General features: G+C 38.7%; 10 protein-coding genes. 3 read left to right on the plus strand and 7 right to left on the minus strand.

The features are described 5' to 3' along the window. The first annotated feature begins 100 nt into the window (after window positions 1-100). The 3 genes from gpmI (at window position 101) to ACFOW1_RS15375 (ending at window position 2,869) form a co-directional block, all read left to right on the plus strand. The gene (gene gpmI, locus ACFOW1_RS15365) at window positions 101-1,621 is read left to right on the plus strand and encodes a 2,3-bisphosphoglycerate-independent phosphoglycerate mutase (protein ID WP_379015496.1); all 1,521 of its coding nucleotides are present in this window, start codon (window positions 101-103) and stop codon (window positions 1,619-1,621) included. 11 nt (window positions 1,622-1,632) lie between these two features. Further along, on the plus strand, window positions 1,633-2,136 hold the full coding sequence (locus ACFOW1_RS15370) for a heme-binding domain-containing protein (RefSeq protein ID WP_379015497.1): 504 nt from the start codon (window positions 1,633-1,635) through the stop codon (window positions 2,134-2,136). Between the two features lie 103 nt (window positions 2,137-2,239). Continuing rightward, window positions 2,240-2,869, plus strand: coding sequence for an RluA family pseudouridine synthase (locus ACFOW1_RS15375; protein WP_379015498.1), 630 nt, complete (start codon window positions 2,240-2,242; stop codon window positions 2,867-2,869). An 18-nt stretch (window positions 2,870-2,887) separates the two neighbouring features. On the opposite strand, the gene ACFOW1_RS15380 is transcribed toward ACFOW1_RS15375, so the two are convergent. From ACFOW1_RS15380 to ACFOW1_RS15410, 7 genes are all read right to left on the minus strand, one after another. Next, window positions 2,888-3,436: a thioredoxin family protein gene (locus tag ACFOW1_RS15380; RefSeq protein ID WP_379015500.1), complete on the minus strand. Its 549-nt coding sequence runs from the start codon at window positions 3,434-3,436 to the stop codon at window positions 2,888-2,890. After that, a complete protein-coding gene (locus tag ACFOW1_RS15385) occupies window positions 3,426-4,409 on the minus strand; it encodes a MerR family transcriptional regulator (RefSeq protein ID WP_379015501.1) in 984 nt (327 codons plus the stop codon). The genes ACFOW1_RS15380 and ACFOW1_RS15385 overlap by 11 nt, the downstream gene beginning before the upstream one ends. Before the next feature lie 17 nt (window positions 4,410-4,426). Then, window positions 4,427-6,850 carry a penicillin-binding protein 1C gene (gene pbpC / locus ACFOW1_RS15390; protein WP_379015503.1) on the minus strand — a complete coding sequence of 808 codons (2,424 nt, stop codon included), beginning with the start codon at window positions 6,848-6,850 and terminating at the stop codon, window positions 4,427-4,429. A 75-nt stretch (window positions 6,851-6,925) separates the two neighbouring features. Beyond that, on the minus strand, window positions 6,926-7,249 hold the full coding sequence (locus tag ACFOW1_RS15395) for a hypothetical protein (RefSeq protein WP_379015504.1): 324 nt from the start codon (window positions 7,247-7,249) through the stop codon (window positions 6,926-6,928). Between the two features lie 515 nt (window positions 7,250-7,764). Beyond that, the gene (locus ACFOW1_RS15400; RefSeq protein ID WP_379015506.1) at window positions 7,765-8,142 is read right to left on the minus strand and encodes a hypothetical protein; all 378 of its coding nucleotides are present in this window, start codon (window positions 8,140-8,142) and stop codon (window positions 7,765-7,767) included. Between the two features lie 828 nt (window positions 8,143-8,970). Further along, complete coding sequence (locus ACFOW1_RS15405) at window positions 8,971-9,834, minus strand: hypothetical protein (RefSeq protein WP_379015508.1); 864 nt, start codon at window positions 9,832-9,834, stop codon at window positions 8,971-8,973. A gap of 79 nt (window positions 9,835-9,913) precedes the next feature. Next, a complete protein-coding gene (locus ACFOW1_RS15410) occupies window positions 9,914-15,475 on the minus strand; it encodes an alpha-2-macroglobulin family protein (protein WP_379015509.1) in 5,562 nt (1,853 codons plus the stop codon). Window positions 15,476-15,516: the final 41 nt, after the last annotated feature.

Below are 15,516 nucleotides of genomic sequence, written 5' to 3' on the forward strand. Positions count from 1 at the left end.
TATATGATTTATTAGAGGTTTAGGGGCTAAAAACATGCCAAACTATCGGGTTTAAAAATAACAAAGGAAATTGAATAATCAAATGTCTTAGTTTTATGCCATGAGTACGAAAGCAATTTTAATTATTATGGACGGTTGGGGCTTAGGAAAGTCAAAAACCGCAGATGCCATTCAAAACGCAAAAACGCCGTTTGTTAGTTCTTTATATTCAAAATATCCGCATAGTACTTTGGTCACTTGTGGCGAAGAAGTGGGCTTGCCTGAAGGCCAAATGGGTAATAGCGAAGTAGGCCATTTAAACCTTGGTGCAGGTAGAATTGTGTATCAAGAATTACAAAGGATTAATGTCGCAATACGTAATAAAGAATTTCATACCAACCCAACTTTACTTGCAGCTATTAAATATGCGAAAGACAATGGCAAACCATTGCATTTATTGGGTTTGGTAAGTGATGGTGGTGTACACTCGCACACATCGCATGTAAAAGCCATTATTGATACTTGTAAAGAACAAGGCTTAACAGAAGTTTATATTCATGCGTTTACAGACGGGCGTGATTGTGACCCCAAAAGTGGGTTGGGTTTTGTAAGCAATTTACAAGCACATTTAGACAATACCGTAGGCGAAATAGCAACCATAACTGGTAGATATTATGCTATGGACAGAGATAAGCGTTGGGAACGTGTAAAACTTGCTTATGATGCGATAGTTCATAGTGTAGGCGAAGCGAGCGATGATATTCTTGGTTCTATAGAAAGTTCTTATGCTGCCGGTGTTACAGACGAATTTATTAAGCCAATTATTAACAGTAAAGTAGATGCGGCAAAGGCTAAAGTGAAAGCTGGAGACGCTGTTATATGCTTTAACTTTAGAACGGACCGTTGTAGAGAAATTACGGAAGTATTGTCTCAGAAAGACTTTGCGGAGTTTGGCATGGCTAAGTTGGATTTGCATTATACTACTATGACTGACTATGACAAGACTTTCGTAAAAGTTAATGTAATATTTGAGAACGATAATCTTAATAATACACTCGGCGAAGTATTGGCTGCGAATGGTAAACAGCAGATACGCATTGCAGAGACAGAAAAATACCCACATGTAACGTTCTTTTTTAGCGGTGGTAGAGAAGCTGTATTTGAAGGTGAAACACGCATAATGGCACAAAGCCCCAAAGTGGCTACTTACGACTTGCAACCCGAAATGAGCGCTTATGAACTAGCAGATAAATTGGTGCCAGAAATAGAAAAAGAGTATGCCGACTTCATTTGTTTAAACTTTGCTAACGCAGATATGGTAGGTCATACAGGTGTGTTTAGTGCGGTGGTAAAAGCAGTAGAAGCTGTAGACACTTGTGTAGAGAAAGTGGCAACAGCAGCACTTGCGCATGGCTACACCGTATTTTTAACGGCTGACCATGGTAATGCAGATAATATGATAAATGAAGATGGCTCGCCAAATACACAACACAGTGTAAACTTAGTGCCATTGTTTGTATTATCTAATACCTACAAGGGTGGTGTAAAATCTGGTAAGCTGGGCGATATTGCCCCAAGTATATTAACGATAATGGGCTTACCTATTCCTAAAGAAATGACTGGAAATATTCTAGTTAATTAATACGAAACATTATGAAAAAAGCGCTTAAGTACATCGGTATTGTATTGCTAGTAGTACTAGTAATGATACAATTTATCCACCCAGCTAAAAATATAGCTGCCACTCCTGCTGCACACCATATTAGCAAGCTATACGCAGTTCCAGCAGATGTAGAACAAACCTTGGTAAAAGCTTGTTATGATTGTCACAGTAACAATACCAAATATCCTTGGTATAGTAACGTACAACCAGTAGACTGGTGGTTAAATAGTCATATAAAAGATGGTAAAAGACATTTGAACTTTGATGAATTTACCATTTACAGTATCGCTAGGCAATATAAAAAGCTAGAAGAATGTATGGAAGAAACGAAAGAAGGTGAGATGCCTTTAGAAACTTATACTTTAATTCATAAAAATGCTGTGTTAACGGATGCCGAAAAGTTGTCTTTTACAACTTGGTGCGAAACTGTGAGAGATAGCATTAAAGCCAAATATCCTGCAGATAGTTTGGTACTACCTAAAAAGAAGAAGTAAGGGAAATTGTTATAGTTTCATCAAGCGCTATTATCGATAACTATAGATAATGGCGCTTGAAATTTTATACTAGATATACTCACAAAAAGCGCAGCTTGTTAATTTGAATGCAATAATATACGAAGACGCAGATATTGCCATAGTGCATAAGCCCGCTGGTTTGGCATCTCAAGCTACAGCGTCTAGCAAAAACAGTATTAGCAGTATACTTCCTGATATTTGGCAGCCTGTACACCGGCTAGACCAACGTGTAAGTGGGCTATTGTTATTTGCAAAAAATACAGCAAGTTTTACAGTATTGAGTAAAGCATTTGCCGAAAGGCAAGTCACTAAAAAATACCGCGCTGTTGTAGCTAATCAACCACCGCAAGCTAGCGCTACGCTAGTACATTGGTTATTAAAAGATGGGAAACAACAGAAGGTAAAAGCCTTTACTAAAGCGGTAGCGCATAGCACTGAGGCACAGTTAAGCTATGTGTTGCTTCAGTCGTCTTTAAAATATCATTTACTTGAGATTAGCTTGCATACAGGGCGCTTTCACCAAATAAGAGCGCAACTAGCGGCTATCAATTGTGCCATTGTGGGCGATGTGAAATATGGCTTCAAGCGCACCACACCTGATGGTAGTATTTTCTTACAATCTTATTATTTGGCATTTACCCATCCCGTTACACACGAACCTTTACATTTTGAAATAGCAATGCCTGAATTATGGCATAAGTATGGACTTTAAATAACTACTAATGAATAGTTATAGTTTGCTTATGATAGTACCTAATTCTTTTACCATGTCGCCATCTTTGCCATATTCTACCACACGGCCTATTTCTTTACCTGATTTTAGTACAATGAAAGTAGGCACATTGGTAATATGGTAGGTGATATGTAAATTATTGACGGTTGTTTTTTGTTTATCTACTGCTATTAGTGTTATACGACTTTCAGGAAAGCCACTTTTATCTACTAATTTATAAAATTTCGGTAGTAAATTCTGTGTGTCTTCGCACCAAGTACCACCAAAAATAACCATAGTAATGTCTGCCTTATGTTGTTGAAAAGCCACAATAGCCGCTGCATCTGGCTGGCCATATTGCATATTTTCTTTAAACCATGCGAAAGCGGTATCGCTTTCTATCAAGCTACGGTTAATAACACCTCTCAGCATTTTTTTACCTTGATAGTCTAATACCTGATAATTGGTACTAGCTTTTTTGCTAGCGCCACATGCTGTTAATAATACGATGGCTGAGAAGGCGATAATGACTGTTTTCATGCGTTGTTTGCTGGTATTAAGTGCCAAGGTTGGCTTTTAACTCTAATAAAAAAGACCGAAACTTAGTTAAAGATTGTGTGACTTTGAAATTGGTATCGGCAGCTTGCTTGTTATTTTTTAAATAAGCTTTTGCCCCCTCAATGCTAAACTTGCGCTGCCTGATAAGGTGATAAATGAGTTCAAGATTTTTAATATCTGCTACTCTAAAAAGGCGATCGCCTTTTTTGGTTTTGCGTGGTTGTAAAATGTCAAATTCGTTTTCCCAAAAGCGTATTTGTGATACGTTTACATTAAACCAACCTGCCACCTCAGTAATTCCATAGTACAATTTTTGATTGAGTGTTTCATCGTCAGGTATATTGGTAAGGTCTGCACTAGCTTCAAGGTCTTTGTGCGATTTTCTGCCACGCTTATGAAGGTTGGATACATATTCTGGCGCTGTACGTTTTGCAGGCATTGGTGTAGCCATCATCGTTTTTTCGGTAGCAACGAGTGTTTTATCTACTGGGGTAATATTATCAAGCGTGTCAACTATTTGCGGTTCAGGTATTAGGTCAATTGTAGGCGCTAATACTTTTTTGGGCTGTGGCTTGGCTTTTATTTTTACCCTTATATTATTGTCAGTATACACAAAAGGTTGTGGCGTAGGTTCTGTAACAGGTGCTTTTTCTGATACGATAATTTCAGTGATTGGTGTTACTGTTTCAATGGTAAATGCAGTTGATTTTACAGCAGTATCAATAGTTGCCGTTGTTGCTGCAACAGGTGTTATGTTGGTTGATGGTGGTGTTATGTCGTCGTTGAATTCAGCCTCAAACAATGGCTGTTGCACCAGTTTAGACTTCTCTTTTTTAGAAGTTTCTATTATTACTGGATTACCAAATAAATCTAATTGTTCTAATACCATTGCTGTAAAAATACAACAGAACTTGGTGCTACCTCGATAGCCAACACGCTTGGTGGAAAAGATGGGAATTACTACTTCAATAGATGCATGCAAAGCGCAAATTATTTGATTTAGTGCTTTTCTTTTTGTAAAATCTCGAAGTTTCTGCTCACACTGTTCCCTTGTTCATCGATAATGGTAATAAGGTGTGGGCCAGGTTTTGGGTTAAGCGATAATTGGTGAAACTGTTGTGTGGTACCTACAAATGCATCGTCTAAATGCCAAAACAGTTGGCTGCCTTTGTTGCGATGTGTGGCTGTAAATATGGTATTACCTTTTATGCCACTTGCTTCTATGGGTACATAAATTTTTGCTCCTTCTTCTGGATAAATAATATCTAACACCTTCGTTATGTCTGTATTACAGCCTGCTTTAAAATTGGGTAATGGCTTGTAGTCGGGATGTTTTTGTTGGTAATAATATTCAATAGTTGGTGGCAATACAAACCACGATGTATGTATCATCTCTGCAGGGCTTACGCAATTGTCTGTTACACGATAAGTACCTGTTTCATCTAAATTTATACGTTTGCAATAAGGACAAATGGGGGCATTTTTAGCTGAAGTGCTCACCATGATGGTATCCGTAGCGCCACAATCCATGCTAGCTTTAAAGCCAGATTGCTTGCAAACGCTGATATAATTAAAGCCACTTGTAGGCGGATTAAACCAAGGGCTTTTAGGTAGTAATCTAAATATGTCGAACAAAATAGGGCCTGCTGTATTAATACCTGTTAAGTCTGGCCTGCCTACACCAGTGGTATTGCCTACCCACACCAAAACACAATATTTAGGTGTAACACCAACAGCCCAACCATCTCTAAAACCAAAGCTAGTACCTGTTTTCCAGGCAATACGCTGCGCCGATGAAAACAAATTCCACAAGCCTTCTTCGCCAGGCCGCATCACTTCATTCATGGCGTTAAACGTATGCCAAATGGCCGTGTAATCGAATAGTGATTGGTCAATGGTCAACGCTCCATGGTCGACAGTGGTCTGAGGTCTATCTACTGTTGACCTAAAATAACGTGGCATCTGCCAATCTTTCGCATTCCACTTACCATTGTTTTGTTGTTGGTGATTGTACAGGCGTGCCATACTACTATACACACCTGCTAGTTCAAAAGGGGATATTTCGCAGCCGCCTAATATTAAACTCATACCGTAAAAATCTGCAGGTTTATTCAATGTGGTAATGCCCGCTTGCTTTAGTACATCGTAAAAGCGCTGGTATTTGTACATCTGTAATAAGCGTACAGCAGGTATGTTTAAACTTCTGCTCAATGCTTTATTGGCGGGTACTGCACCATCATAACCGAGGTCAAAATTTTCTGGGGCATAGCCACCTATTTGTGTGGGAATATCTGGTATCAATTGTTTGGGTAAAATAGCACCTTCGGTGAGTAAACTCGCATATAGCAAGGGTTTTAGCGTGCTGCCCGGGCTGCGTACAGCGCTTAACACATCTACATGGCTTTCTATTTCGGGGTTAGATGGCTCGTATACATTACCGATATAGGCTTTGATATTGCCCGTTTCAATCTCAACTACCATGGCTGCGGCATTGTTTATTTGATTGCCTTTTAGATGCTCGTGGTGTTGTAAAATAATACCATTCACCTGTGCTTGCAAATTACCATCAATGGTTGTTTGAATGCTAGTAGTAGTTAGTGTTGTTTTATTGAGACTTGCATAGTCTCTTTTAAATCTATCTAACAAGTGCGGTGCTAATTGCGGCAATGCTTTTGGCTCGCTAGGCAGAGGCTCTAGCTTGGCCAAATTAGCGGTTGTAAGGGTGATGGTTTTATTAGCCACCAACTTGTCTAGTAATTCATTGCGCTTGCGTAATAGTGTGTTTTGGTTTTTACCAGGATGCACCAAGGCGGGGGCATTTGGTAATACTGCCAATGCTGCCATCTCGCCCCAGGTTAATTGATTGGCATCTCTACCATAGTAGCGCCATGCTGCTGCATCTAGGCCTATTACATTGCTACCAAAAGGCGCATTGCTTGCATACAAAGCTATGATACTGCTTTTTTTATAACTACATTCAAGCCTAATGGCTGCTATCATTTCAGTAAGCTTATGCCAAAAACTGCGTTGGGTGTGTTGCTTATATAAGCGCACCACCTGCATGGTTACGGTGCTGCCACCACTAACCGTTTTTCTGTTGCTACTGTTTTGCCAAATAGCCCTACACATGGCGATAGGGTCTACACCGGGATGATAATAAAAGCGTTTATCCTCGAAAGTGGTGATGCATTTGATAAATTTTTCTGGTACTTGCTCGTTGTAAGGAAACCGCCACTGACCATCTGTGGCAATACTCGCATTGAGCAAATTGCCATTGGCATCGGTAATCACAAAAGAAGTGGGCGCAATAAAAAGTTGTGAAGGAAGCGAGAGGTAGAACCATAACAGACATACCATACCGATACACCATTTTATTTTAGCCGAAATAGATAATTGTTGTATGTAAGTCTTAATTTTTTTCAATGGTGGTTGACGTTTAGAAGCCTGTAACCAATAGGTAGCATGCCGCTTTTTTAAAGAACAATATAGGTAAAAAACCTATACCATCGATTTGTTAGGTAGGGATAAGCTATTTAGTAAATGGTAGTTTGGCTTTGCACAATTGCCCGCCAAATAAGCAATACAAACCCTTGTTTTTGTAAAATGCACTATTGCTTTTTGAGACGCAACCAAGCCATTTATAATTAATACATTAGGATCTGCAAAAATATCTGAGCAATTTGTAACAAATACATAGCAATCTGCAAAAATGTCTATGCAATTAGCAACAAATACATAGCGATATGTAAAAATATCTACACTATTTTGAACGAATACATTAGGGTATGCTAAAATATCTGCCCAATATGTAAGTATTACCAAGCTTTTTGTAAATAGGTAGTTGGCTTTTGCAAACCAATACTAAGCATTTATAACACCCCGGTCTGCGACCATCCCTCTGTTGAGGGGAATTTGATGCCGTTTTATTCCCTTCTTGTAGAGGGGTGGCAGCTTTGCTGACGGGGTGTGATTCCTAGCGAAATTCTCTTGACTTTTGCTAAATGTTACTTATTTATTAACCAATTATCTATGAAAAATAAGCAAGAATTTAACTTTGGTTGGGGAAAATAGGAACAAGGATAACACAGACCCGATAGCTATCAGGTGATTGGATTGGCACTGATTTTTATAGTAATACTTGTCCAGGTTTCTTGGATTGTGCTATAGGCCTACGTAAGAGGGAAAGTCGAAAAGCGAGCTGCTGATTTTAAGTGGTATGTAGTGTATGGCAGATGAAACATCTGCATTATCTTTACTTAGAGATGCCGCAAAAGAACATTTCGAAGAGCGGGGCATCCAGAAGAGCGAAGGGGGTTAATGCCTACACTAGCAAACAACTAAATAAGTGCCAAAATAAAAAAACCAAAAATAGGTGCCCCCACCAACAATAATATTGCAATTATATAACCAACGACTTTTGCTAGCTTCGATTCATTACAATGAACCAAAAGCAAATGTGGTACATCAATTTCTTTTTTTATAAATTTTAAGTTGAAGTAGTGGATGCCTCCTCCAAACAACAAGGCCGAAAGAAGATAAAATATTTCACCGCCTTTACCAACAATCTTGAATACAAAAAATGACAGTAGCGGAAAAAAAATTGCAAACACTATCCATGATGCATATAATGTAGCTGATTCTTCAGGATCACGCCCTCCCAATTTCTTTGTAAAATCATATAAAAAATAGTATATGTAATTTAAAAAGTGCTTCATAATTTATATCTTTTTAGTGCTTAAACAAAACTGTATCATCAATTCCAAAATGTTCTTTCACCCTATCGCTCTTTGTGATGTTAGTCTGCACATTTCGAAGAGTGGGTTTGGCACAGTGAAAAGTAGTTATTTAAATAATATGCAGTATACGGTTTTTAGTTATTGAAAATGCTACGATTAGTAAAACGGCGTAGGCAAAGCCTTACGCCGAGTGCGAAGATGGCACACCTACGCTTAGATGGTGTTTGTTCGTTTACGGCATCTTGAAGAGCGAATGCTTTTTATTCGCTGCATTTACATTTTATTTTATTACGCTCAAAATATTGGAGGGGTCTATTCTTATTAGGCATTTTTGGCCAGTAAACAACACAGACACTATCTCCAATTTTTACATTGAACTCTTTGCCCATAATACCATCGTAATCACTACCGTCGACGTGAAACTTGTACTTAAAGTTGGATGCAGTTTTGCCTGGTGACGTAACTGTATATATATATGCATATGTACATTTCCCAAAGGATTTCAATAATAATTCAACTATAAACGAGTTGAAAATTATATACAAAATTGCTATTATTATTGCTATTGATACAATTTTAGAAATTTGCATTTTATAACTTTTTATTCCCCTGATGTTCTCTCTCTTCGGGATGTTCGCTTGCGTATCTAGAAGTAAAGATAATGAAGATGTTTCTTCTGCCTAAGCTACCTATCACAAATAGCAGCGTTTCTTGGTTTGTGCTAACCATTATTTACTTACAAACCTGCTATTTTTAATACAAAAAGCATAGTTGTAAACTACACTTAGTTGATGATGATGATACATTTTAGTAGCCTGTAACCAATAAGTTACCAGCCGCTTTTACAGAACAATGTTGATACTTACTATAAGCAGTAGCAGCCCTTAAATGAATTTGTGCATCTGTTTCCTTTTTCAGCCAGCCGTTTAAAGCTGCATCTAAAGTATACGCTTCTGGACACATGAGTTGGGTGGTCCAAATCAAAGGTTTAGCGCCAGTTTTTTGTATGATGTTTGCAAAATACCATTTGCTTTTGCAAGCCAATATAATGGCTTCTCTTTCTTGTTTATCTTGCTTAGCGGGTGTATTGGTGAGTTTGAAATCCATCAATCCATCATGACCAATATAGGCTAGTACACTTGCGTTGCCTGCAATGCCTAGCGTATCTTTTAAAATGGTTGTATCTTTTTTAGCACCTGCACAAGCTCCTATAAAATCAATGGTACATTGTTTAATACAAGCACCATCGTAAGCATCTGCTACTAGGTAGCTATTGTTGTTTTTATGTTTGAAAATGCAACGTTCAAGTATGTAGTTATTTAGGTTTTTTCTAGTAGTTATTAACTGCCATTCAGTTTTATTTTTAAAGAATGATTTAACACCATAATCACAACCCCAATATAAATTATTAGGAGGGTCTTGACCATTACCAATGGCTTTAGGCACTGGTATAATACCTTGATGTTCATTATCGCAAAGTGCAACAAATACGTGTATTACAGCAGCTTTATTTTTAAAGATGACATTACTATCAATAGCTAGTTGCTGTTGTTGTATTATAGGGGTTGCATTGTTGCTTACTTGCTTGCAGCATACTAATACTGTAAGTATTGTACATACTAGTACAAGGCGATATAGCGGTACAAGTGTACGGCGCAACGTAAGATTCATTTTGACTTCAAAAGTTGGTATTATACAAATAAAAAAAGCCATTGCGCATTGTACAATGCGCAATGGCTTGGTTAAATTATTACTCTACAATCTCTACCCATTTACCACTGACGCCACCGCTAATGGTATTGTCGTACATGGCTTCGCAGTATACGCCTGGCCAGAAATATTTGCCTAGGTAGGCAGCATTTAACTGCACATAATACGTAAGGGTTTCACCTGCTTTCATGTTGAAATATTGGTACACTCTGTCGTCTCTAATATCCATATAATCGCTAGCAGAAGATTTAAATTGCCCCTCGCTATTGAATAATCTGGTGTTGAGAATTTCCCAACCACTTGGGAAGATTTGCGACAAAGCCATTTGTTGATACGCCCCTCTTGTACCAGGGTTTTTCACGGTTACTTTGGCTATAAAATCACTGCCCTGTTTAAGTTTGGTAATATCGATGCTTTGCCCACTCGTGCTTAGATAGTTAACAGCTACCAATAAGACGTTGGGATTATTGGTAACAGGTATAGGTACGGTACTTACTGGTTTACCTTCGTTAATTACTCTTACATACAGCACGTTACTACCCTTATTGGTAATTAGAACATCTCCCTTACCATTTTGCCATGAAATACTGTTTTGCGCAATGGTACTATTGCTGCTAATTGTGGCTGATTTGCCATTGATATTGGTGGTGTATGATAGCTTTTTACCACCACTCGTTACCCCACTATATTTTGCAATAGCCATAAGTGCATAGGCGGTGGTTTGTGTGCTGTACCATTGGTCTTGCGATAATTTACTAGCTACAGTTCGCACTAATTGTTCTGCCTCTGAGCGTCTACCCATAATGGTTAAGGTTTCCAAAACCATGGCTTGGTCGCGTACATCGCTACCGTAAGTGATGCCAGGAAAAGGCCTATTAGTAAAGGTGGTAGGCAAGCCACTGATTAATTGTAATGCCACTTGCTGCTGACCAACCAAGTAGTAAGCTGCTGCCAAGCGCCATTTGCCTTCTGGTGTTAAAAATTGCCATTCTTTTAAGCGGTTCATCGCACCAATTTCTGGTGATTTGGCTAGCGCTAATAAGTATAGGCGATAAGCTTGGGTTAAATCGGTGCCATAATACGGCGCTGATTTGACATTCCAAGCCAATGCTTTATTACGCTGAAAGGCTTTCCATTGTTGCAATAAATAGGTAGGTACAACATAACCTTTAGCAGCGGCTTCTAGCAAGAAATGACCAGCATAGTTGGTGCCCCATTCATCGCTGGCATCCACACCCGGCCAATAACTAAAGCCCCCATCGTTTTGCTGGAAGTTTTGCATTTTGGCAATGGCTGTGCGAATATTATTGTCTATGGTTCGTTGGCGATCTTCTGGTACATCCATCAGCAGATTTAACGCTAACTGCGGAAATACCGCAGAAGTTGTTTGTTCAATACAACCATGCGGGTAATTGATGAGGTAGCCTAATCTTTTTTGCAAGTTGATAGCAGGTATGGCAGATACCTCAAGCGTTGCTTTGCTACTTTTATCATCCCCAATAATCCCTACGACTGTTTTATAGCTAGTGCCTGGTTGTAAGGTTGCTTCGGCTACTTGCGTAACCACTGGATTAGGATTGCGCACATCAATTTCGGTTTCGTACACTGCTTGTTCTTTACCGCTACTGGCTATTATTTTTACTTTGCCAATACCTGTGTTGGCTTTTACCTTAGCATTAAAGTACACTGTTTGCTCACCTGTTTTGGTAAAGTTGATGTTTTGTGAACCTGCACTCTCAATAAATGGGTTGCCTTGTATACTAAGATTTACATTTTTGATAGAATTTTCTGTTGCAAAAATGGTAACGGGAATTTTAAATTCTTCTGTTGGGCCCAGCACTCTTGGTAAGCTAGCCAACATCATCAAAGGTTTTTTTACAGTAACAGTTTTTTCTGCCATACCATAAGCTCCATTACCAGCGGCAATAACCATGGCGCGAACACTACCCATGTATTGTGGCAAAGTAAAGTTGTGTGCATGGCTACCACCACTTGTTGTAAATGGTCCAAGAAAACGTACTACAGGCTTAAAGCGGTTAGCTTTCCTTGTTTTTGAAGCGGCGCCATCCGCATCACCGCCAATGGTAAGAATGCGTTCAAGCTCGCCGCTGAATGCGCCAATAACATAATCGTATACATCCCAACTTTTAACACCTAAAGCCTCTTTAGCATAAAAATACTCGTGCGGGTCTGGCGTTTTAAAATGTGTTAAATCTAATAGGCCATCGTCAACTAAAGCAATCACATAGGTCATTGGCTTACCATTGGTTTCGCTTACGTTGATAGTGGTATTTTGTTCTGGTCGTATTATATCAGCCATTTTAATAACTGGCTTTAAAATGGTGTTTTTGTCTTCTACCAAAATAGGTACTACACCATACATTCTTATTGGCAAGTCGTTAATGGTTTGTGCATGAGGTTGTATTAGACTGACATTGATGTACACATTCGGGCTCATGTCTTTGTCAACGGTAAAGTCGAACTTCGTTTGACCAGTTTCTGTATTTGTCCAAAATGTTTTAAGCACTTTGCTGCCTGTTTCTATGCTGATTAACGCTTTACCACCTTTGCCAGAAGGAATGGTGAGCGTGCATTTTTCACCCACATTGTATTTTTCTTTATCTGTACTAAAAGATAGCATCGTAGCTGCAGAAGCATCGTCATTGTTGCCACGGCTGCGCCAGCTATCATTATCTACATAAAAGGTTTTGCCAGTGGTGTGGCCGCTTCTTGTATCTTTTACTAGAATTAAATATCTACCCCAATCGTCATCGTTAAAGTTAGCTGTGTAAATAGCTTTACCATTAGCCGCTGTAACGGTTTGTTTATTGATGAGCTTGTTATAATTATCCTGTGTAAAATTGCTTAACCCATCACCACTGTTATCCCACCACCAGCGCCATTGAATTTTGTATAAAGTTACTTCTAAGCTAGTAGCACCATTGGTAAGCTGACCATCCGTATTGACATCTACCAAATCAAAGCGTTGTTGTTTACCACTTTCTATATAGCCCCAATTATCTTTACTTTCTGGCACATGCACACCCGCATAGGATGTGTAAGGATGATAAGGCAATGCAATATTATCAATGCTAAAATTACCACCAGGCTCAAACACTTTTACTACCAAATTAGCCAATAACATACCTGGTGCATCCGTACCAGCTTCAAATGAAGGGCTAATGGCAGCAGTACCTTCAGCATTTAAACTTCCATCAAAAATGGTTTTGCTTTGTGTAGTGAAGGCTGTGGTAGGATTATCAAACACATAGTCTTTAAACTTATCGAACGTTGTTGTTTTTTTATACAACTGCGCATCTACTTTGGCTTTTAAGTTCTGTGCTTTTGCACCAAATAGCCATGCTGCTGATAGTGTGCCGGTGGTGGTGGTATTTTTACCAAGTGCAGTAAGCCCATTGAAGTTTAAGTTGATTTTTAAACGGTTTGGCATCACCGTTTCTATCTTCAATTTTTTATCAAAAGTGGCAGCGCCTACTTTTACTTTACAGGTCCAGTTGCCAGTTGGCGCATCTGCATCTGTTGCCAATTTAAATACATTAAAACCACCTTCGGCATTCGGTTTTACAATGCGTTTATACAATTGCCCCCTTGGCGAGATTAGCTGTAATTCAATAGGATGATCTTTAGGTAGTTTGTTGGTTTTATCTTCAATAATGCAGCTTAAAAACAAGCTATCGCCCGGCCGCCACACGCCACGCTCACCAAATATAAAACCCTTAATACCGTTCTTAATTTCTGCACCCGAAACATCAAATTTCGATAACATTAATGAGCTACCATCATCTAGTTTTAAATAACTTTTTTCGGTACCCTTTTTGGCAATTAATAAAAATGGTTTACGCTTAATGTCAATAAGGGCAATACCTTCAGCACTAGTTTTACCTTTGCCAATGATTTGCTGTTGATAATCTAGCACTTCCAGTTCTACATCTTGCATTGGGTCAGTTGTGATAATATTACTAACTGCTACAAATAAGCTATTATCGTTTCCACGCTTTGCTGTTAGCCCAATATTGGTAGATAAGATATTTCTGCTAGCAAACCGTTCGCGATTATAATAACCTTTGCTACAAGGATTATTGCGTTGTTCCCAATTATAACCATAGGGATAGCTATCATTGTAACGTTGCCAAAACTCATCATCGTCATCTACTTTACCATCTTCATTGTCATAATAATTCTCGTTTTCTTCATCGTCTTTCGCTTTCTCGGTGGTTGCACAAGCGTATAGTGAATATTCAGGCCTAAACGCAATATGAACGCGATAAATAGCACCTGGTTCTGTATGAATGTATTTATCCAAGCTTAGTGAGAATCTGTTTTTTTTGTGAAGATTCATGCTTTTGTCTTCATCTAATTTTACAGTCGCTTGTACAATTGGTTTGGCTACTTTTCGGAGTTCGTAACCGTCACCATCTAGTTTATTGCTTTGTAAAAATTGGCCAATATTGTTTTCATAAATTTTAATGATTGAAATATCTACTGCTTTAAGGTTAATAGCATCAAATGGCAATACAATTTTACCACCACTATTAGGCAATATCACGCCTTTGCCAGCAAGGCTTACAGAAGGTAATCTGTTTTCGTAAAACACATTGGCTGTATAGCCTTTAGCCAATTTATCTTCCCATTGATTTTGAATGCCTTCATTAATCGAAACAGTGTAGTTCCCATCTAATTTTGTGGGTGCATACACTTTGACTTCACTGCCCAAAATAGTATAGCTTAAAGCTTCTTGTCCACTTATACCAATTAAACCTTCTAGCGATTGACCAATAGACAATGGATCGCTAAATTGCACCAAGGCATATTGTTCATCATCTTGAATAACACGAACGTCAAGTACTTTAAAATCGCCAATAGCTGGGATAGCAATGTCTTTACTATCTTTTAGTGCAATGTTCAATGGTTGGCCATCCCAACTAAGCGATAGCGACTGAGCAGCGCTAGTTCTAACAATATTTTCAACCGTATAGGCGTGGGTTTTATTTCCCTCATTATGCTGCCAAGTAATTTTTTGAACATTACCATTGATGGTTGCTTTTAACAATTGCTCCACTGAAGCACTCGCTTCTACGTCGGCAGTTGTTATTTGGCCAGTTAGTGCCATGGTATTTTTGCCTGCAGCTTTTAAACCATATTCTTCAACTTGAAAAGAGGGTTTAATGGTTTCTACGTTGAAGGTAAAACTGTTGTATCTGCTAGGTACATCAATTACACCATCAAGTTTAAATGTAACTTCATACATGGTATTAACGCTCAAATCCTTATCAGGCTTAAATTCTATGGTTCTTGCATCTATCCAATAAGCTTTACCTTCTACCGCTGGTGAGAATGAAAAGAGCTTCTTGCTGATGGGTTCGTTGACAGCATGGGTGACGTTTGCATCGGTAGCAAGCTGTATGCGAATACTTGTTTTTTTAGATACTGTACCAGATGTATAGGCTTCGATGTATTTGCTAAAAGCAGGGTCAATTTGTACAAGCTTTTTAGTACGGTGGCAAGCAGTTGTAAATAAGATAGCTGCAAGTAAGAAGTACCAAGTTACGCATGTAATTTGCTTTTGGGTGTGGGCTTCCATAAATGTGGTTTGACTTTGTAATTGAAGTGAAGTATTTGAGG

This window comes from Parasediminibacterium paludis, assembly GCF_042651445.1.
GTDB classification, from domain to species: domain Bacteria; phylum Bacteroidota; class Bacteroidia; order Chitinophagales; family Chitinophagaceae; genus Parasediminibacterium; species Parasediminibacterium paludis.

Coding starts and splice junctions, on each gene's coding strand:
- ACFOW1_RS15405 (WP_379015508.1), bottom strand. CDS start 9,834: ATGAATCTTACGTTGCGCCGTACACTTGTACCGCTATATCGCCTTGTA.
- ACFOW1_RS15410 (WP_379015509.1), bottom strand. CDS start 15,475: ATGGAAGCCCACACCCAAAAGCAAATTACATGCGTAACTTGGTACTTC.
- ACFOW1_RS15370 (WP_379015497.1), top strand. CDS start 1,633: ATGAAAAAAGCGCTTAAGTACATCGGTATTGTATTGCTAGTAGTACTA.
- gpmI (WP_379015496.1), top strand. CDS start 101: ATGAGTACGAAAGCAATTTTAATTATTATGGACGGTTGGGGCTTAGGA.
- ACFOW1_RS15400 (WP_379015506.1), bottom strand. CDS start 8,142: ATGAAGCACTTTTTAAATTACATATACTATTTTTTATATGATTTTACA.